At 44.3% G+C, this 18,286-nt stretch carries 18 protein-coding genes; 1 reads left to right on the top strand and 17 read right to left on the bottom strand.

What is annotated here, in order from left to right; translation table 11 throughout:
• Positions 1-131: 131 nt before the first annotated feature.
• From D1155_RS02270 to D1155_RS02200, 15 genes are all read right to left on the bottom strand, one after another.
• On the bottom strand, positions 132-1,001 hold the full coding sequence (locus D1155_RS02270) for an ABC transporter ATP-binding protein (protein WP_160200800.1): 870 nt from the start codon (positions 999-1,001) through the stop codon (positions 132-134).
• Entirely contained in the window at positions 1,002-1,379 is a 378-nt protein-coding gene (locus D1155_RS02265) for a GntR family transcriptional regulator (protein ID WP_160200799.1), read from the bottom strand.
• A 148-nt stretch (positions 1,380-1,527) separates the two neighbouring features.
• Entirely contained in the window at positions 1,528-1,902 is a 375-nt protein-coding gene (locus D1155_RS02260) for a TnpV protein (RefSeq protein ID WP_160200803.1), read from the bottom strand.
• A gap of 692 nt (positions 1,903-2,594) precedes the next feature.
• Positions 2,595-2,927, bottom strand: coding sequence for a hypothetical protein (locus tag D1155_RS02255; RefSeq protein WP_160200798.1), 333 nt, complete (start codon positions 2,925-2,927; stop codon positions 2,595-2,597).
• Positions 2,928-3,074: 147 nt separating this feature from the next.
• Complete coding sequence (locus tag D1155_RS02250) at positions 3,075-6,908, bottom strand: PolC-type DNA polymerase III (protein WP_160200797.1); 3,834 nt, start codon at positions 6,906-6,908, stop codon at positions 3,075-3,077.
• Entirely contained in the window at positions 6,909-7,961 is a 1,053-nt protein-coding gene (gene ispG, locus D1155_RS02245) for a flavodoxin-dependent (E)-4-hydroxy-3-methylbut-2-enyl-diphosphate synthase (protein WP_160200796.1), read from the bottom strand.
• Entirely contained in the window at positions 7,958-8,956 is a 999-nt protein-coding gene (gene rseP, locus D1155_RS02240; RefSeq protein ID WP_160200795.1) for an RIP metalloprotease RseP, read from the bottom strand. Before rseP ends, ispG begins: the two co-directional genes overlap by 4 nt.
• The gene (locus D1155_RS02235) at positions 8,956-10,086 is read right to left on the bottom strand and encodes a 1-deoxy-D-xylulose-5-phosphate reductoisomerase (RefSeq protein WP_160200794.1); all 1,131 of its coding nucleotides are present in this window, start codon (positions 10,084-10,086) and stop codon (positions 8,956-8,958) included. The genes rseP and D1155_RS02235 overlap by 1 nt, the downstream gene beginning before the upstream one ends.
• Before the next feature lie 45 nt (positions 10,087-10,131).
• Entirely contained in the window at positions 10,132-10,920 is a 789-nt protein-coding gene (locus D1155_RS02230) for a phosphatidate cytidylyltransferase (protein WP_160200793.1), read from the bottom strand.
• A gap of 6 nt (positions 10,921-10,926) precedes the next feature.
• Positions 10,927-11,655 (bottom strand): isoprenyl transferase, encoded by a 729-nt coding sequence (locus D1155_RS02225; RefSeq protein ID WP_160200792.1) that lies wholly within the window; start codon positions 11,653-11,655, stop codon positions 10,927-10,929.
• A gap of 72 nt (positions 11,656-11,727) precedes the next feature.
• Positions 11,728-12,273: a ribosome recycling factor gene (gene frr / locus D1155_RS02220; RefSeq protein ID WP_160200791.1), complete on the bottom strand. Its 546-nt coding sequence runs from the start codon at positions 12,271-12,273 to the stop codon at positions 11,728-11,730.
• 10 nt (positions 12,274-12,283) lie between these two features.
• Positions 12,284-12,988, bottom strand: coding sequence for a UMP kinase (gene pyrH, locus D1155_RS02215; RefSeq protein WP_160200790.1), 705 nt, complete (start codon positions 12,986-12,988; stop codon positions 12,284-12,286).
• A 302-nt stretch (positions 12,989-13,290) separates the two neighbouring features.
• Complete coding sequence (locus D1155_RS02210; RefSeq protein ID WP_160200789.1) at positions 13,291-13,554, bottom strand: hypothetical protein; 264 nt, start codon at positions 13,552-13,554, stop codon at positions 13,291-13,293.
• Positions 13,551-14,801: a DNA polymerase IV gene (locus D1155_RS02205; RefSeq protein WP_160200788.1), complete on the bottom strand. Its 1,251-nt coding sequence runs from the start codon at positions 14,799-14,801 to the stop codon at positions 13,551-13,553. Before D1155_RS02205 ends, D1155_RS02210 begins: the two co-directional genes overlap by 4 nt.
• A gap of 298 nt (positions 14,802-15,099) precedes the next feature.
• Entirely contained in the window at positions 15,100-15,555 is a 456-nt protein-coding gene (locus D1155_RS02200) for a RidA family protein (RefSeq protein ID WP_160200787.1), read from the bottom strand.
• Between the two features lie 241 nt (positions 15,556-15,796).
• Here D1155_RS02200 and D1155_RS02195 point away from each other — a divergent pair, with 241 nt between their 5' ends.
• On the top strand, positions 15,797-16,513 hold the full coding sequence (locus D1155_RS02195; RefSeq protein WP_160200786.1) for a helix-turn-helix transcriptional regulator: 717 nt from the start codon (positions 15,797-15,799) through the stop codon (positions 16,511-16,513).
• 1 nt (position 16,514) lies between these two features.
• On the opposite strand, the gene D1155_RS02190 is transcribed toward D1155_RS02195, so the two are convergent.
• Both D1155_RS02190 and D1155_RS02185 read right to left on the bottom strand, forming a co-directional pair.
• The gene (locus D1155_RS02190; protein WP_160200785.1) at positions 16,515-16,778 is read right to left on the bottom strand and encodes a hypothetical protein; all 264 of its coding nucleotides are present in this window, start codon (positions 16,776-16,778) and stop codon (positions 16,515-16,517) included.
• A gap of 82 nt (positions 16,779-16,860) precedes the next feature.
• Complete coding sequence (locus tag D1155_RS02185; protein ID WP_160200784.1) at positions 16,861-18,240, bottom strand: glycoside-pentoside-hexuronide (GPH):cation symporter; 1,380 nt, start codon at positions 18,238-18,240, stop codon at positions 16,861-16,863.
• Positions 18,241-18,286: the final 46 nt, after the last annotated feature.

The raw sequence follows: 18,286 nt of genomic DNA, 5'->3' as shown, positions 1-18,286 counted from the left end.
CAGTGAGTGTAAATCCCATTGCCCCCGCCGCTTCTGGCATCCGCCAAAGCATAACGGGCGGAATCAGAAATGACACGATAAGCATGATGCCTACATATTTCTTCACAATCAGAAATTCTTTTTTCACTAAGCTAATGAACATCCTTTTTTCTCCTTTCCACATTGGCAACCATGATGTCCTCGATTGTCGGTCTTTCTGTAAGAACATCCTGCATATGCTCCATAACATCAGAACCCTGTTTTGTGATTCCCGTAAAGCCAAACGCACTTTCCTCAATGTTCAAAAAATACCTTCTTGTATCCGTATTCAGTTTTTCAGTGCTGCCCTTTATGATTCGGTAACTGTCAAGCAACTGGTCTTTTTCCTCTTGAAAAACAATCTCACCGCCATCAATCATAATCAGCATATCTGCAATCTTTTCCAAATCGGAAGTAATATGTGTAGAGAAAAATACGCCCTTTCCACCTTTGCCCATATAGTCCTTTAATATATTTAAAAGCTGGCTTCGGACTAATGGGTCAAGACCGCTTGTTGGCTCATCCATGATAAGCAGTTCCGCTTTATGGGAAAGTGCCAGAGCTAAAGCGTATTTCATCCGCATTCCTTTTGACAGGGTATTGATTTTCTGTTTCGGATTCAATGAAAACTGTTCCATGTAATCTATAAAGTCCTGTTCGCACCAATTCCTGTAAGCAGGGGCAATTACATTTTTCATTTCTGAGAGCGTTAATTCATCATAAAAGCATCCCTCATCAAGCACAATGCCAATGCGGTCTTTTATTTTACTTTCATTCCCATCCATATCCATGCCAAAAAAGTTTATATTTCCAGACACTTTGTTTGTAAGCCCTAAGATACTTCGGAGAGTTGTCGTTTTTCCTGCTCCATTGATTCCGACAAATCCCGTGATGCAGCCCTCTGGCAAATAAAAGGAGATGTCTTTCAAGGCAAAATTACCATACCTTTTACTTAATCCAGATACTTCTAAAATGTTATCCATTTAGTTTTCCTCCTCGTATAAAATGTCCATCATGGCATTTAATTCATCTTTACTAATGCCCAAAGATTTCGCTGTCTGAATCATATCAAGCATTTTTTTCTCCACAAGCCGCCGCTTGGAATCCCGCAATAATTCAATATTGCTTGTAGAAACAAAAGTGCCGATACCGACTTGGCTTGTTACAAATCCCTCTTGTTCCAATTCATCATAAACCCTCCGTATTGTTAAGACGCTGACCTTTAAATCATTTGCAAAGGCACGAATAGAGGGAAGTGCGTCGCCCTCTACTAATTCTTCTTTTAAAATAGCGTCTTTTATCTGGTCTTTGATTTGTTGGTAAAGAGGAACTTCTGATGTGTTAGATATCACAATCTTCAAATATCCTGCCTCCTTCAGTGTGATGTTTATACATACACATTATATACAAATAGCACTTTCAAGTCAATACCCTTTCACTTTTTCTAAGAGATACCTATATATCTCTCGAAAAAAAGACAGAGCTTTTACACTCTGTCTTTTTATCTGCTTATACAAAGATAATTTCCCCATTCACAATCTCCTTCGCACAAGCTCTTATGTTGTTGGGTCGCTCTGTCCATTCTAAGGCGTTTTCCGCCTTTAACTGTCCTGTTATGTCCTGTGCTTGTTTCATGCCCTCTATGAGCCTAGCAAATCGTCCCTGTGCCTGTCTGTCAATGTCGGCAAGGTAAGAATTGAGCCTACCGCTTGTCAGCAGATTGGTGTATGCAACTTTGTGGTACTGCTTCAGATAGTCCAGATGCCGCTGTCCCCATGTGCCTATTGGCTGTTCTTCTTCGGCGGGTACAGTCAAGCACGGTATTAAATAATCTCCTTGCTGCTCGTATTTGCCGTCCAGTTCCTCAAACAATGATTTTGCCATTTTGTTATTCCTCCAAATCAGATATTCACTCCACTTTATTGTGTCTGCTGTCTTAAACACAATTTTGAGTTTTCTCCTTATGCCGGAAAATTCTTCATCTGTAGCGTTGCCTCTGATGATACCCTGATTTGCCTCTACAATCTCTGCTGTAGGAAGAGTCTTATCCACTCTGATATTGATGGTTCTCTCTTCGCCCGGTAGACCGTCCTGATCAATTGCCCGCACGCTGAGTATATATGTACCTTCTTTATCCGGAAGCACTGCGGTAAAAGTGCCGGAAAGTGTCGTAATGTCGGTAATATCGATCCAGTCCGCATCTTTTTCTTCTACTTTGTACTGCAGACCGGTAATCGCTTTGACAGAAGATGGCATGTTAAACTGCACCATCGTTTCTCCACCCTTTGAGGTGGTCGCAGTAAGCTGCGGCTTTGCAATGCGGTTGGCTATCGTAATTTCTTTGGTGATGGTCTTTCTGTTCCCTGCCGCATCGGTTAGATCCATCTTCAGCACATAGGTACCGTTTGCTATTTTTCTTGTATCAAAGGCTTTAGAATTTGCACCGGAGGTAGAGCCTGAAGCGTTGTCATAGATATCGCAGACTTTTTCACCAGCTGCGCCATTCTCTCCCTTTTGATGCAGGCTCATGATATTGCTGACAACCGGGCTTCCGGTATCCAGGTCTGGAGTTCCGGTTATGCAGGGTCATAGTCTGTCAACTCTCCATTTTCATCTTTGAATCGCACATTTTCTGTGAAGAAGATACTGTACCGCTTCTTTCCTCCCAGGTCAAAGGTGGTGTAGTCTTCTCCGCTTTCTGAAAGGATTGCTTCGTCTTCTGTCACGTCTTCTGGATTCAGATAGGTGATTGCTTCGCTGCCTGTGTTTGCGCTTGTGCCAGCTCTTTCCTTCTGCTGATCGCTGTCATCTGCGAAGGCTGCTGCCGGAATAGCGCTTACAACGAGGCAAACACTTAGTAGGATGGCAATGGTTTTCTGAATTGGGTTACATGTTTTTCTTTGATTCATTGCTTTCTCTTCCTTTCTTTTTCGATATCTATATAAGCAAAAAGCCACATTGTCTAGGTGTGGCTTTCTGGTTATATTTGTATTATATATATTTATGGTTTTGTTTGCAAGTGTTTTTTTGCTTTTCTGAAAATTCTTTAGTAATTCTTAAAACAGTGACAACTGATCTGTTTCCGGCAGTCCTTCAAACACGCCATGAGTACGCAGCGCTTCCACCGCCGTTTTGTTCAGTTTAGAACGATTCACCGCTTCCTCAATGGTGTCAAACGGCTTTTCGGCATAGGCATCAGCAAAAGCTTTCGCCGCAGTATCCCCCACGCCTTCCAGCGCCACAAAGGGCAGCAGCACCTTTCCTTCGTCGGACCAGAACTTCAATGCATGGGATTTTCCAAGGCGTGCAGGCGCAAACTCGTAGCCTCTGGAATACATCTCATAGGCAACTTCCAGCACCAGAACATCCGCCTGCTCTTTGGCAGTAGCGTTGTTTCCCATGGCTTCAATCATCTCAATTCTGTCTAAAATAGCCTGTGGCCCTTTCATGATAGTATCTGCGTCAAAGTTTGCCACCGTACTGGTAAAGTGGGTCGCATAGAATTCCACCGGATAGTAAACCTTGTACCACGCCATACGGAAGGACATCATAACATAGGCTACCGCATGGGCACGCGGAAACATGTACTGGATTTTAATACAGGAATCGATATACCAGTCCGGCACACCATGCTCCTTCATCACCGCCAGCTGTTCTTCTTTCAGAGGTCTGTTTTTACGAACGTCCTCCATAATCTGGAAGGAGGTCTTATTCTCTATACCTTTCAGAATCAGATAGTTCATGATGTCGTCACGAGTAGAGATAACTTCTCTCATGGTTGCCGTGCCGCTTCTGATATAATCCTGTGCGTTGTTGAGCCATACATCCGTACCGTGGGAGAATCCAGAAATACGCACCAGATCCGCAAACTTATCCGGCTTAGTGTCATCCAGCATCTGCCGTACAAAGGCAGTACCAAATTCCGGAATCGCATAAGATCCATGGGTGTATTTGTAGTCCGGATTCTTGATGTTAAGTGCCTCAATGCCGTTAAAAATGGATAAAACCTTTCTATCTGTAAGGTCTGCTTTCATCGGGTCAATTCCGGTCATATCCTGCAGCTGACGAATCATGGATGGAATATTATGCCCCAGAATATCCAGCTTCAGCAGGTTCTCGTCAATCTTATGATAATCAAAATGCGTAGTAATGATGTCACTCTTCACATCGTTTGCCGGATGCTGCACCGGACAGAACTCGTAAATTTCGTGGTCGTCCGGCACGATAATAATACCGCCCGGATGCTGACCAGTGGTTCGCTTTACACCAGTACAGCCCTGAGTCAGCCTGTCCGCCTCGAATTTATTAATCTGTCGATGAAATTGATCGGCAAATTTCATCACATAGCCGTAGGCAGTTTTTTCTGCAACAGTACCTACAGTGCCTGCCTTAAACACGTTCTTCTCACCAAAGATTTCACCTACGTATTTATGTGCTGTCGCCTGATATTCCCCTGCAAAATTAAGGTCGATATCCGGCTCTTTGTCGCCGTTAAATCCAAGGAAAGTTGCAAATGGAATTGTATAGCCGTCCCTGTTCATCGGTGTGCCGCATTCCGGGCAGTCCATTTCCGGCATATCGATACCGCAATCATAAAGCTGCATATCGCCCCAAATCAATTTCTTACAGTTCGGGCAGATATAGTGAGGATCCAGAGGATTTACCTCAGTAATTCCCGCCATAGTCGCCGCAAAGGAAGACCCTACGGAACCTCGAGATCCGACCAGATAACCATCCTCCATGGACTTGTGCACCAGCATCTGCGCCGATACATACATGACCGCATAGCCGTTATCAATAATAGATGAAAGTTCTTTTTCCAAACGCTCAGCAATGATTGTATCCATATTCTCGCCGTAAATGCTGTGTGCCTTCTGCATGCAGGTTTCCCGCAAAGTTTCTTCCGCACCGGCAATCTTCGGAGGGAATTTTCCCTTTGGTACTGGCAGAATGCTGCCGTCAATCATGTCCGCGATGAGATTGGTATTTTCGATGACGACTTTGTATGCCGTCTCTTCACCAAGATAACGAAATTCTTCCATCATCTCATCGGTGGTTCTCATGTAAAGACCCTGCCCGTTTTCAGCATCCTTAAAGCCCATGCCGGCAAGGAGTATATTTCTGTAGATGGCGGACTCCGGTTCATCGTAGTGGGCGTCGGTGGTTGCAACTACCGGCTTTCCCATCTTTTCTCCCAAAGCCACAATCTGCCTGTTATGTTCACGCAGCTCCTCCTGACCAGAAACCATTCCCTGTTCAATCATAAACTGATTGTTAATCAGCGGCTGAATTTCCAGATAATCGTAAAAGCTTGCAATTTCTTCAATTTCTTCCTGGCTCTTACCGCCTGCTATAGCACGGTACACTTCACCGGCCTCGCAGGCAGAACCGATGATAAGTCCTTCTCTGTGCTCTGCGATAACTGATTTAGGAAGTCTGGGTCTTTTATAAAAATATTCCAGATGAGAATAAGAGACCAACTTATAAATATTTTTCAGGCCCTCCTGGTTTTTCGCAAGCAGAATGATATGGTTAGTCGGATTCTTTTTATAATCAATAGAACCGTCCTCGTTATGGCAGTCTCTGTCGTCAAAGACGTAACCCTCCATACCGTAGATAATCTTGATGTCGACAGGGTTTTCTTTATCGCCTGCCAGCTTCTTTGCAGTCTTTGCGGCATCTGGAAAGCTCTGCACTACACCGTGGTCTGTAATGGCCACAGCCGGCTGTCCCCACGCAGCAGCAGTTTTAACAAAATTTGCTACTTCGTTTAATCCGTCCATAGCGCTCATCTTAGTATGCGCATGAAGTTCCACTCGCTTTCCGCCTTCGTAAGTATCCTTTCGTTTTTTCACCTTACCCTTATTGATATCCTTAATCATTACAGTCAGGCAGTTATCGTAGCGATCCCATTCAGTCTCACCGCGGACTTTAATAAAGTCTCCGCTTTTCAAAAGGCTGTCAATCTCTTCCCACTTATTATTAGAGCAGAAAGTCTTCAGACAAACAGAAGTCTTCTTATCAGTGATTAACAGTGTTACCAGTTTCTTCTCATTTCTGATTGGTCTAGCGTCTTTTTTGAAAAGGATTCCTTCTAAAATAACTGTACCTGTATCTGCCTCTAGTCCGGACATAGGAATTACTTCACCAAAAATGTCTTTTCCCATAATCCGGTTTCCTTCTGCCGGTGTTTCCTTCTCGCGGCGTTTAAAACCGCCGTTCTGACCGCCAAAGCCATTATTGCCTCCGCCATTTCCATTATTACCGCCAAAGCCACCACCTGCTGCAGGCTTTGCGCTCTCACTTTTATGCATCTGCGCTGCTTTTTTTGCTTCTTCAAGGGACGCTTTAATGTCAGATTCCTCCGATTCGATCCAACTTTCTGCAGCCTTCATGTAACTGTCTTCATCGTTGACAAAGGTCACATCTTTGTGAATTCCAAAGTGTTCAGCAAGAAGCTGCTTAAACTGGTAAGCAACCTTTTCATTGAGCTGCTCGGTTGCCAGTCTGCCCAGCGCATAGATCTGCAGTTTTTCTCCTTCACAGATAAACTTGCTGCTTTCGATAGATTTGGTGATCGCCGCATATTTCCCGTTGATAATTTCTATCATATGAGGAATGAACAGCGGAATAATTTCCTCCTCAGAAAGAATCACATTCTCGTAATTATACTTGAATTTAACATCTTTCAGCGCCTCAATCTGATGCAGAATCACGCCTTTAAGCTTCGCCATAGAAAGGCAGGGCATAATAAAATTGAGCCGGAGGCTAATGGTTAAAACTCCGGTCTCACTTTCGATGACTGCTTCTGTAATTTCGTATGTATACTGGCTTTTGTCATGTCCCGAAAGGACATCCCAATCTATGTTCTGTTCAATTAATGCTCTCATTTATACACTCGCTTTTTTCTTTATCATGTCAATTAATGCATCTACAATGTCGCATTCATTTACGGTTTTAATAACCTGTCCTTTTGCAAAGATGACGCCTTTTCCATCGCCGCCGCACGCCCCGAAATCTGCCCCTCTGGCTTCACCCGGACCGTTGACGACGCAGCCCATGACAGCAACCTTCAGTGGGCGCAAAACAGCAATTTCACTAAGGCGTTCTTCTACCTGCGCTGCAAGGCTCTGCAAATCGACTCTGGTTCTGCCGCAGGTCGGACAGGAAATCAGATCAATCTGCGGCGTTCTGATGCCAATGCTTTCCAATATTTCTCGGGCATAAACTACCTCTTCTACAGGATCTGCTGTCAAAGAAACCCGCATCGTATCACCGATACCAGCAAGCAGCAGCGCACCGATCCCCACTGCCGATTTTACTTTGCCGCGCTTCAGGGTACCTGCCTCGGTAATGCCAATATGAATGGGGTGCTCGGTTTTCTCAAAGACTAGTTTATGCGCTTCGTAGTTCATCCGAACATCTGATGATTTTAAGGAAAGCACTAAATTGTCATATCCCATATCTTCAATGAGCGCAGCATTTCTGAGGACGCTTTCGCACAGACCTTCTGCCGTAACGCCGCCGTTTTTCTCCAAAATATCTTTTTCAAGGGAACCGGAATTAACACCGATTCTGATCGGCACGTTCCGCTCTTTTGCTGCTGTTACGACCGCCCGAACTCTTTCGGTACTTCCGATATTTCCGGGATTAATTCTGATCTTGTCGGCGCCTTGCTCGATTGCCGCAATGGCAAGACGATAGTCGAAATGAATGTCTGCAACCAGAGGCACGGACACCTGTTTTTTCATCCGTCCAAAGACCTCTGCCGCTTCCATATCGGGCACAGCGATTCTGATGATTTCACAGCCTGCAGCTGTCAATCTGTCAATCTGCGCAAGCAATCCCCTTTCATCTCTAGAATCCACATTGGTCATGGATTGAATGGAAATCGGTGCTCCGCCGCCAATTTTTATATTTCCGCAATAAACGCTTTTTCTCATGATGTAAATAACCTCGTAATGTCATTCCACGTAACGAATATCATAAAACCGAAGAGCAGGATCATCCCTGCGCCGTGAATTTTTCCTTCTAAATTGTCGCTAATCATCTTTCCAGTAATCTTTCGAATGATGACGAAGATAATTCTTCCGCCGTCCAGCGCTGGAAGCGGCAGCATATTCATCAGTGCTAAGTTCAGGCTGATCAAAGCTACCAAATACCCGAAATAAATCATGCCGTAATTCTTTGTCTCACTGACAAGGGAAACAATACCCACTGGACCTGACAGTTCGTCTGTAGAAACTTCACCGGAAACCAGCTGTGCCAGCGCCGAGAACATCCCCTTTGTCATACTCCAGGTTCCCTTTGCACCGTTTGATACCGCAGTCAACGCATTATGACTCACCTTGGAAGTAACGCCAATGATATACCTGCCATCTTCCGTTTTCTCCGGTGTCATCTCAAAAGTCTCTTCTTCTCCATTCCGCTCCACCGTGATGGAAAGCCTGTCTTCACCGCTGCCGATTGCTGCAGCAATGTCATTCCATTTTTCAATAGGCGTACCGTTTACCGATAAAACCTTGTCTTCGGAAAGAAGACCTGCTTCATAGGCAGGCGTACCTGTTTGAACTTCATCGATAGTAGTAGTTGCTGTTCCAATATATCCCATCACAAGAGTCATCGCCAGAATTGCAATAAGCACATTCATAGCAGAGCCTGCAAGGAGTACCGAAATCTTTGCCCAGACCGGCTTGTTGTTAAACGCTCTGCTGTTTTCAGATTCCTCATTCTCACCTTCCATCGCGCAGTATCCGCCGATAGGAATCAGTCTGATAGAATAAAGCGTCTCACCCTTTTGCCGCTGAAAAATCGCAGGTCCCATACCAAATGCAAACTCGTTGACTCTTACACCTACTGCTTTCGCCACAGTAAAATGCCCCAGCTCGTGTGGGAAAATCAACATAACAAACAATATCACTGCATAAATCACTGTCATCACAAAACCTCTTTACGAATTTCTTTATCAATATTTATAATCTCATTTAACCCTAAATTATATGTAGGCGTGTGATCATCTAGTATTTTTTGTATGTTTTTTTCGATGTCTAAAAAGGCAATCTGTCCTTTCAGGAACTTGTCCACCATAACCTCGTTGGCAGCATTGAGTACTACTGGATAGCTGCCGCCTGCTTTTGAGGCTTCATAAGCCAGATTAATACAGCCAAACACTTCTGTATCTGGCTCTTCAAAGGAAAGGTTTGCGCCTTCTTCGAAAAAGTTAATGCGGTTGCCCGCATCGGGAATCCTCTGCGGATATCCCAGCGCCACGCTGATAGGAATCCTCATATCGGCAGAGCCCATCTGGGCAATGACAGAACCATCTTCAAACTCTACCGCCGAATGCATAATGCTCTGGGGATGAACCAGAATCTGAATATCAGAAAGCGGCACATCAAAGAGCCATTTTGCCTCGATGACCTCAAGACCTTTGTTCATCATGGTTGCAGAATCTATGGTAATCTTTTTCCCCATACTCCACTTGGGATGATGAAGCGCCTGCGCTAGTGTAACATCTGCCAATTGCTGACGGCTAAAACCGCGAAAGGGCCCGCCTGAGGCAGTCAGCAGAATCTTTCTGATTTTCTTTCCCTGGTTGCCCTGTAAACACTGAAAAATTGCGCTGTGTTCGCTGTCTACAGGAAGCATTCTAGCGCCTTTTTCCTGTACTGCTTTCATTATCAGTTCACCGCCTGCAACCAGAGTTTCTTTATTGGCAAGGGCAATCTCCTTGCCTGATTGAATGGCGTGATAAGTAGGTACCAGACCGCGAATCCCCACCAGAGAATTTAGGAGAATCTGGCTGTCGTCCTCCGCTGCAGCCAGCAATCCCTTTTCTCCCCAAAGAAAGTCCACCTTTGGATAGACTTTCGCCAAGTGGCATGCATCTTGTTCCAGTTCAGTCACCGCCTGTTTTGGCGAAAACTTTTGAATCTGCTGTTCAAGAAGCTCTGTATTCTGACCGCAGGCTAGTGTTTCTATTTGAAATTGTTCCCGCTTCCTTCCGATGACATCCAGCGCCTGTGTGCCGATAGAACCGGTACTTCCCAAAATTGTAACTTTTTTCATCTATACTATAACTCCCCTAAAAAGGTTAAAAACCCTGCATTCGATTTAGCCCAGAAGGACAAATTGAATGTAGTAATAAACCACCGGTGCGGTGAATAGCACGCTGTCGAAGCGATCCATAATACCACCGTGTCCCGGAATTAGATTCCCATAATCCTTGATTCCCATTTTTCTCTTATATGCTGAGGCGGTCAAATCACCGCACTGTGACAGTACGGCTCCGATCAAACCGATTACAAGACAGTGAAGCCAGATTCTCGGTATAACAAAATAGCCGAATAGACCGCAGCAAATTACACTGCCCAAGGTTCCTCCGATTGCACCCTCGATGGTTTTTTTCGGACTCAGCACCGGACAGAGTTTATGCTTGCCAAAGAGATATCCGCTGAAATAGGCGAAAATATCCGTACAAAAAGCTGATAAAAGCACCAGCCAAATCAAGATGGAATATTCGCCGCTACTGTCTACCAGTACCACATGATAAGAGAAAAATACTACGTAGATGATTCCCAGCATCGTTGCCATTCCATCTTCAATTTTCCTCTGATCAATCTTAAAGATATAAATGGAACTTGCCATAATACACGCTGCCAGCCAGCCGGTCAAATACATTTGCGGCTCCTGTGTCAGTCCATGAATCAAATACAGCACCACCATGGCACAGTAGGCAATCTTTTCTGATGGATGAATGTTCATGGCATGAAAGCCGTTAAAAAACTCTCTGACACCAATCAAGCCCACCAAAATACATGCAGCAGCAAGCCAATAGCCGCCCAAATATACTACAGCTAAAAGAGGCACCATACAGAGCCCTGAAATCACTCTTGTCTTCATAAATACTTACTTCCTTCCTCCGAATCTCCTATCGCGATTCTGGTATGCTTCGATAAGCCTCTCGTATTCTGCTGGCGAAAAATCCGGCCAGAATACATCGGTAAAGGCAAATTCGCTGTAGGCGCTTTGCCACAGCATGAAATTGGAAAGCCTCTCTTCTCCGCTGGTCCTTATAATCAAATCCGGATCAGGGATATTGCCGTTTTCGTCGCCGGTATAAAGATATCTGCTGATTAGTTCCTCTGATATTTCTGTTTCTTCCTCCAAAGCGCCTTTGCGTATATCCTCATAAATGCGGCTTACCGCTCTGACAATTTCTGCCCTGCTTCCATAGTTGAGGGCTATATTAAACTGAAGACCTGTATTGTTTGCCGTCGTCTCCAGTGATTTTTCAAGTCTTTCTACTGCAATTTTCGGAATAACACTGTAGTCTCCCAAAACCTTGACTTTCACATTATTTTCGTGAAGTTCGGAAAGTTCACTATCCACGTATTTAACTAGAAGTTTGAAAATACCGCCGACTTCTTCTTTAGAGCGCTTCCAGTTTTCTGTGGAAAAAGCATAAACCGTCAAATATTTTATTCCCAGTACAGAAGATGCTTTGACAATTTCTTTCATTGCCAGCATGCCTGCGTTGTGTCCTGCCAAACGAGGCAGACCTTTCTTCTTTGCCCATCTGCCGTTTCCATCCATAATGATAGCAACGTGAGCCGGAATTCTGTTCTGATCTATCATGTTTCCCTCATAACTTGGGGGCTATCTCAATGTATGAAACAGCCCCGCATTTTATAAAATCTCTTTCATATTTTAGATCTCTAAAATTTCTTTGTCCTTTGCTGCCACAACCTCATCGATGTCCTTTACAGCCTTTTCGATGGTCTTCTGCACAATGTCCAGTTCTTTCTTCAAATCGTCCTCTGTCAGTTCTCCGTCTTTTTGCTGTTTCTTCAGGCTGTCGTTAGCTTCTCTTCTCAGATTTCTAACTGCAACTTTAGCATCTTCTCCCATTTTCTTGGTAGTCTTAGTCAGTTCTTTTCTTCTTTCTTCTGTCAGCTGCGGAATGGTCAGTCTGATACATTTTCCATCGTTAGACGGCGTAATACCGATTTCTGCCATATTGATTGCCTTTTCAATGTCACCGATGGACTTTGGATCAAAAGGTGCAATCATCAGGGTTCTTGGATCCGGTACAGAAATATTGGAAAGATTCTTAAGCGGTGTCGGGCTTCCGTAATAATCCACTGATACCTTATCTAACAATGCAGGGTTTGCTCTGCCTGCTCTGACTGTGTTCAAATCCTCTTTTAAAACTGCAATGCTCTTTGCAATTCTTTCTTCTAAACTTTTACTCATTTGGTTCCTCCTATTTGATAATCGTGCCGATTTTTTCACCATAAACTGCGCGCAGGACATTTCCCTCTTCAGAAATGCCGAACACATGAATGGCAATGTGATTGTCTTTGCACAAAGTTGCGGCTGTCAAATCCATGACTTTCAGGTCCTTCTCCAAAACTTCCATGTGGGTCAGTTCATCGTATTTAACCGCATCCGGATTAGTGTTCGGGTCGTCCGAATACACTGCGTCCACATTCTTTGCCAGTAAAATTACATCCGCATCTATTTCCACAGCTCGAAGAACTGCGGCTGTATCGGTGGAAAAGAACGGGTTTCCTGTTCCTGCACCGAAAATAACAATATCCTTGTGTTCCAGCTGACTGATTGCTTTTCTTCTGGCATATGGTTCAGCAATCTCTCTCATCTCAATTGCAGTCTGCACCTTAGCCTTGACGCCTACTGCAAGAAGTGCATCCTGCAGTGCTAAAGAGTTCATTACCGTCGCCAGCATACCCATATAATCTGCTGTTGCACGATCCATATCTTTGCTGGTTCTTCCTCTCCAGAAATTGCCTCCGCCCACAACGATGGCAACTTCCACGCCGAGATCATGGATTTCCTTGACTTGTCTTGCGACTTTCTGCGTCATCGCCTCATTGATTCCGAATTTGTCACTGCCGGCAAGCGCTTCTCCACTAATCTTCAGAAGAACACGTTTATATTTTGGTTCCATTCTATGCTCCTTTGATTTGTTTGCTCTGTGAGGTTATTCTAACATGACGACTCCTCTAAAAATAGAATCGCAAGTCATGCTTCAATGTTCTCTCAAGCGCCAAAATCTTCGATTTTGTTTGCGCTGTGAGGTTATTATAGCATGACGACTCCTTTAAGAATAAAATCGTTAGTCATGCTTCAATGATTCCTTCCTTGCGGCAACGCCGCTTTCAGATTATGGAATCATTATAACATATCTTTCCCTAAGGGTGAACAGATTTTTCGCTTTTATTGCCGACTTTTCCCATTAAATTTCTGTCGTCATACTTTATAGAGTTCCCACCTGCATTGTTCAATAATATATTTCAGCTGATAAATTTTTTCGATTCCGCAGATTTCTGACTGACAGGTGTAAATAAAAGCATGAATCCCTGCCAGCCTGCTTTCCTCCACACACTGAATCCGATCCACAGACACTGCGATTCGCTCGCCGGAATCCTCATAATACTTGAATTTGTATGGAACCGGCTTCTTATGGCCTGCAAAGACTGCAACTACGTCTATAGGTTTTGCCACGATCTTCATAGCTTATATCCTCCCATCATCACATAATTTCCATCATTGACGCCGCCTTCCAAAGGCTTCATATCCGTATTGACAAAAGTCCCTCGATAAATGGCTGTTTGCCCAAATCGATCTCTAATCTGATCCACCACTGTATTTAAGTTTTCATCTTCTACAATTCGCTGCAAATCATAGATAGACAGCTGGTACTCATCTTTGCGAACAAAAGCAGACAAATGAATACCTATCTGGCGAATAGGCTCTCCTTTCCAGCACGCAGAAAACAGCTGACACAAGTAATCGTAAATGCCAGTGGTGTCGTCCAGAAAAAAAGACAGCTGCATCTGATGGCTATAACGAATAAACCCATTAGTCTTAACGCTGATCCCGATCAGCGACGCCTTGCACCGATGCCTTCGCAGCCTGCTTGTTACTCTGTCGGTCAGTGCCAGAATATAGTGCTGCGCCTCCTCTTTATCCGTCACATCATAGGGCAGTGTCATGCTGTTGCTGAGACCTTTCTGCAAAACCTGATCATTGGGCACTACTCTATCATGATCAATTCCATTGGCGTATTCCCAGATCAGCTGTCCATGGCTTTTCAAAAGGCTGCGCAAAAGTGCCTTATCGCTATGTGCCAGGTCTCCTATCGTATTGATATTAATCTTTCTGAGTTTCCGCACTGATGCCCTGCCTACCATAAACAGTTCACCTACAGGAAGAGGCCATAACTTCTCTTCAATTTCTTTGCGATTTAAAAGCGTGTGCACCTTGTCTGGCTTCTCTAATTCCCCTGCCATCTTCGCCAGTAATTTATTAGTACCCACTCCGACATTGACGGTGAATCCCAATTCTTTTCGAATCCGATCCCTTATGCTAAAAGCGGTCTCTATCGCTTGTGCACAATTCCGATTGCCCCTGTCCAGTTCCACAAAGCACTCATCTACGCTGAAACGCTGTATCACTGGTGAATATTCCTGCAAAATACTGTACATGGCCTCACTGCACGCCAGATAAAGGTCATAGTCCGGAGGAAATACCTGCAGATTCGGACATTTGCGGAACGCCTCAAAAAGGCTCTCGCCAGTTTTAATCTGGTATTTTTTCGCTGCCATAGACTTCGCTAAAATAATGCCGTGACGATCTTTCGGGTCTCCTGCGATGACAGAAGGAATCTGTCTGATATCCTGTCCGTATCCCTGCTCCAAAAGTTTCACAGCGCTCCAGCTGAGATATGCTGAATTGGCATCCACATGTAAAATCGTCATCCCCTACACCTCCTAAGAGAACGCATGTTCTTTTCGTAGTTTCACTATATCACGTTCCTTGACTCCATGCAACAGGAAACTTTTCCCAAAATCTGCTTTCATGAGACCCCGCCTACTCCCGCATTTTACGCAAACAAAAGCAGAATGCGCGCTAACGGTTATTTGCCGTCAAACCAACATCCTGCCTTATAAATTTGCCATTTCTAGTATTGCAGAAATCCTTTGCCGCCTTTGTACCTCAGTTCACATTCAGCAATTCTCCCCCAGTCTGCAATTCCTCAAAATCATGGTTTGCTCTTTAAACTTCTACAATCGCCTCAATTTCTACCGGTGCATCCATAGGAAGCTGATTGGTTCCCACAGCAGTTCGTGCGTGTCTTCCCTTTTCACCAAAAACATCATAAAGAAGCTGCGAAGCAGCGTTTGCTACAAGATGCTGCTGCATAAAGCCTGTCTTGCTATTGACAAACACCTGGATTTTCGTAATGTTTTTCACCTTATCCAAATCTCCCAAATAGTCCTTCAGCGCTGCCATTAAATTGATAATGCATCTTCTCGCTGCCTCCTCAGCCTGTTCCATAGAAACAGTATCTCCTACCTTGCCGCTTACTAAAAGCTTTCCATCAACAAAAGGTACCTGTCCTGCAACAAATAGAGCATTTCCCAGTTGTTTTACCGGAATGTACATTGCACCTGGAGGAGACGCTAAGGGTAATTCTATTCCGAGTTCTTCAATTCTTTTTTCTGCAATCATTAAAATCACCTCATCTTTCATCATTGTCTTTACTAATTTGATTATACTCCGCAGGAGTTTGTTTGTCAATATTCAGTTGACAAACAGTCAATTAATTTCATGTCATCCTCTGCTGCATACGTCATCGATAGGATTCCCCTATCGGTTTTGCTTACAATTTGTCTTGCTGATTGCCACAAACCATGGTAGAATAATACTGGTTTTGTCAAAGACAAGCTAGCTTCAGGGAGGATTATCGCCAATGAGTCAAAACAAAGAAAATAAACAGACCAAAGAACAAATTTTAGATTTTATGACCCGTACCGCAGAAGGCCTTGCACAGATGTTTGGTCACTCCTGCGAAACACTGATTCACGACATGAGTATACCGGGTCACCCTATTATCGCTATTTATAACGGTCATGTCAGCGGAAGATCTGTAGGCTCTACGGCTGATATTTTCGGTGATGATATCATGGCAGAAGGACACCTGCAGACAGTAGGAACACGCACTGCTCAAGCAGAAGATACAGATACTGCGCCTTATCATTTTAAGCCGGAAACTGATATCATCAACTCCCTCGCGATTACCAAAAATGGGAGATATATCAAGTCTACGACTTTTAACTATGTGGGGGAAGACTATCACTATGCACTGGGAATTAATTTTGACTACACGTCTTTAGGCAGCGCTATGTCCACCTTGGAAGGTCTCGTTGCCATCGGCAGCGATCTCAATGATGCCATCAAAGACTCCAGCAACAATCAACTGGAAGAAATCTTCAAAGACTGCCTGTCCATCGTTGGAAAAACGCCGCAGGCTATGAAAAAAAATGACCGTCTGCAGCTCATTGCCCTTTTAATACAGCGCAATGCCTTCAGCTTTCAGAAGTCAATTACATACGTTGCAGAGCAGCTGAACGTATCCCGTTATACAATCTATAAATACTGTCACGAAGTGGAGGAATCGCTTAAATAATTCACTTAACACATTCACTAACTGACAATTCCCTTAAAAACCGCAAAAGATACTCATACGCCTCCCTGCCGCGAACAACAATCTCAACACCTCTGGCAGAATTAAAAACCAGAATCGAAAGTCCGCTTCCAATAGCGGTCTTTTTTATAATTTCAGCCGCTTCCATCGCGCTTATTCCTGTAACCGCTGCCTGAGCCTGTCCTGCACATTCCTCTATAGCAATCAGCTGTGGAGCAGCCTCCTGCCACCGTATTGCATCATTCATCTTTTCCAAACCTCCTATCCGAAAAATAAAAGCGACATTGCTGCCGCTTTTATTCATACTATAATCTCATTTTATGTACACATTACTGTGCTGCTTTTCTAGCCTCAATCTCTTTTTTCAGTTCCGGCAGCTTCTTTTCAATTTTGTAAATATACAGCAGAAGCAGCCCCATGACTACATATACTGCAAGCTGTGCAGTGAACTGCAGATGGAAAAAGGCGCTAAGCACATTTGCCGGCTGGGTTGCAGCAGTTGGATCAAAGCCGACTGCATCCAGTACAAATCCGGCAACCGTAGTACCAAATGCCAATCCAATTTTTGTTCCAATACCATATGCGCTCATAATGACGCTGGTATTCTTGTGCCCTGTCTTCCATTCGCCATAGTCAACACAGTCCATAATACACTGCGGTACCACTGCGCTTACCATTACAGGCCCGAGAGACTGCACGGTGGTGATGACTACATAAAAAGTGACGCTAGGCACACCTGTAATAACTGCTGCAAGCAAGCTGAGAGCTGCCAGCGTACATCCAATTAAACCTGTACCTGCATTTCCGAATCGCTTATACAGCGGCACCAGAAGCAGAACCGGTACTAGTCCGACAATCGTGCTCGGTACAGAAGCATAGGACATGGCGTTAACATCTCCCAAATTGTAAGTACAGTAGTAGACCATGACAGCACCTCCAATGGAGGAAATCAGCATTTTCACCACCTGCATTGTCAGAACCGCCAAAGCAGGTCTGTTTTCTGCCAGTGCTTTTATCATCTGTCCCGCACTCGGCGCAGCTGATTTGACGTTGCCCTCCTCTTCATAGTCTTCATACTCATAGCCCTTTACTGTGCAAGTGCCGACATAACCAATAATTGCATACACAACCGCATAAATTGCAGCAAGTTTTGCAAAGGCTGTCGCTTCGCCGTAGCCTGCCAGCCAGCCGACAAGTGGCATTGTTACTGCCGGTACAACAGCGTTAAGGATGGTATTATACACGTTGTCATAGACATTCAGCTTTGCACGTTCTGCACCATTAGATGTCAGTTTTGGTCTGAGGGAATCCTTAGAAATACTAAAAACTGTCTGAGACATTCCCAAGCCTATAAAGGATACCGCAGCCCATACGACCTTCATAGTATAAGATAAATCCGGCGCTGAATAGCAGAGCACCATGAAAATTCCTACCGGAACCAGCGCACAACGCATGAAGAAAATGCACTTATTCGGTCTCCTGCTCTTTTCTACAATAATTCCCACCATAGGGTCATTGATAAAGTCCCAAATACGGGCAATCATGATAATAAGTCCGGCTGCTGTTCCACTGATACCGAGAAAGTTTGTGAAAAACATCAGCAGAAAGTACATCTGGAGCAGCATCTGCAATGTTGCTGACACGTTGAGAAGCGGATACCCCATCAGTACTCTCATAGGCAATTTACGGTCGTTGTTGTTTGTTGACATTTTGCCAATCTCCTTTCAATTCTATGTCTATATTATACCATTTTAC

The sequence above is a fragment of the Anaerotruncus sp. 80 genome, from assembly GCF_009936115.1.
Classification (GTDB): Bacteria; Bacillota; Clostridia; order Peptostreptococcales; family Anaerovoracaceae; genus Senimuribacter; species Senimuribacter intestinalis.
The sequence above is the reverse complement of the archived record's forward strand: the minus strand, read 5'-3'. Positions and strand labels throughout refer to the sequence as shown.

Coding starts and splice junctions, on each gene's coding strand:
- D1155_RS02270 (WP_160200800.1), bottom strand. CDS start 1,001: ATGGATAACATTTTAGAAGTATCTGGATTAAGTAAAAGGTATGGTAAT.
- D1155_RS02260 (WP_160200803.1), bottom strand. CDS start 1,902: ATGGCAAAATCATTGTTTGAGGAACTGGACGGCAAATACGAGCAGCAA.
- D1155_RS02255 (WP_160200798.1), bottom strand. CDS start 2,927: ATGAATCAAAGAAAAACATGTAACCCAATTCAGAAAACCATTGCCATC.
- D1155_RS02250 (WP_160200797.1), bottom strand. CDS start 6,908: ATGAGAGCATTAATTGAACAGAACATAGATTGGGATGTCCTTTCGGGA.
- ispG (WP_160200796.1), bottom strand. CDS start 7,961: ATGAGAAAAAGCGTTTATTGCGGAAATATAAAAATTGGCGGCGGAGCA.
- rseP (WP_160200795.1), bottom strand. CDS start 8,956: ATGACAGTGATTTATGCAGTGATATTGTTTGTTATGTTGATTTTCCCA.
- D1155_RS02235 (WP_160200794.1), bottom strand. CDS start 10,086: ATGAAAAAAGTTACAATTTTGGGAAGTACCGGTTCTATCGGCACACAG.
- D1155_RS02230 (WP_160200793.1), bottom strand. CDS start 10,920: ATGAAGACAAGAGTGATTTCAGGGCTCTGTATGGTGCCTCTTTTAGCT.
- D1155_RS02225 (WP_160200792.1), bottom strand. CDS start 11,655: ATGATAGATCAGAACAGAATTCCGGCTCACGTTGCTATCATTATGGAT.
- frr (WP_160200791.1), bottom strand. CDS start 12,273: ATGAGTAAAAGTTTAGAAGAAAGAATTGCAAAGAGCATTGCAGTTTTA.
- pyrH (WP_160200790.1), bottom strand. CDS start 12,988: ATGGAACCAAAATATAAACGTGTTCTTCTGAAGATTAGTGGAGAAGCG.
- D1155_RS02210 (WP_160200789.1), bottom strand. CDS start 13,554: ATGAAGATCGTGGCAAAACCTATAGACGTAGTTGCAGTCTTTGCAGGC.
- D1155_RS02205 (WP_160200788.1), bottom strand. CDS start 14,801: ATGACGATTTTACATGTGGATGCCAATTCAGCATATCTCAGCTGGAGC.
- D1155_RS02200 (WP_160200787.1), bottom strand. CDS start 15,555: ATGATTGCAGAAAAAAGAATTGAAGAACTCGGAATAGAATTACCCTTA.
- D1155_RS02195 (WP_160200786.1), top strand. CDS start 15,797: ATGAGTCAAAACAAAGAAAATAAACAGACCAAAGAACAAATTTTAGAT.
- D1155_RS02190 (WP_160200785.1), bottom strand. CDS start 16,778: ATGAATGATGCAATACGGTGGCAGGAGGCTGCTCCACAGCTGATTGCT.
- D1155_RS02185 (WP_160200784.1), bottom strand. CDS start 18,240: ATGTCAACAAACAACAACGACCGTAAATTGCCTATGAGAGTACTGATG.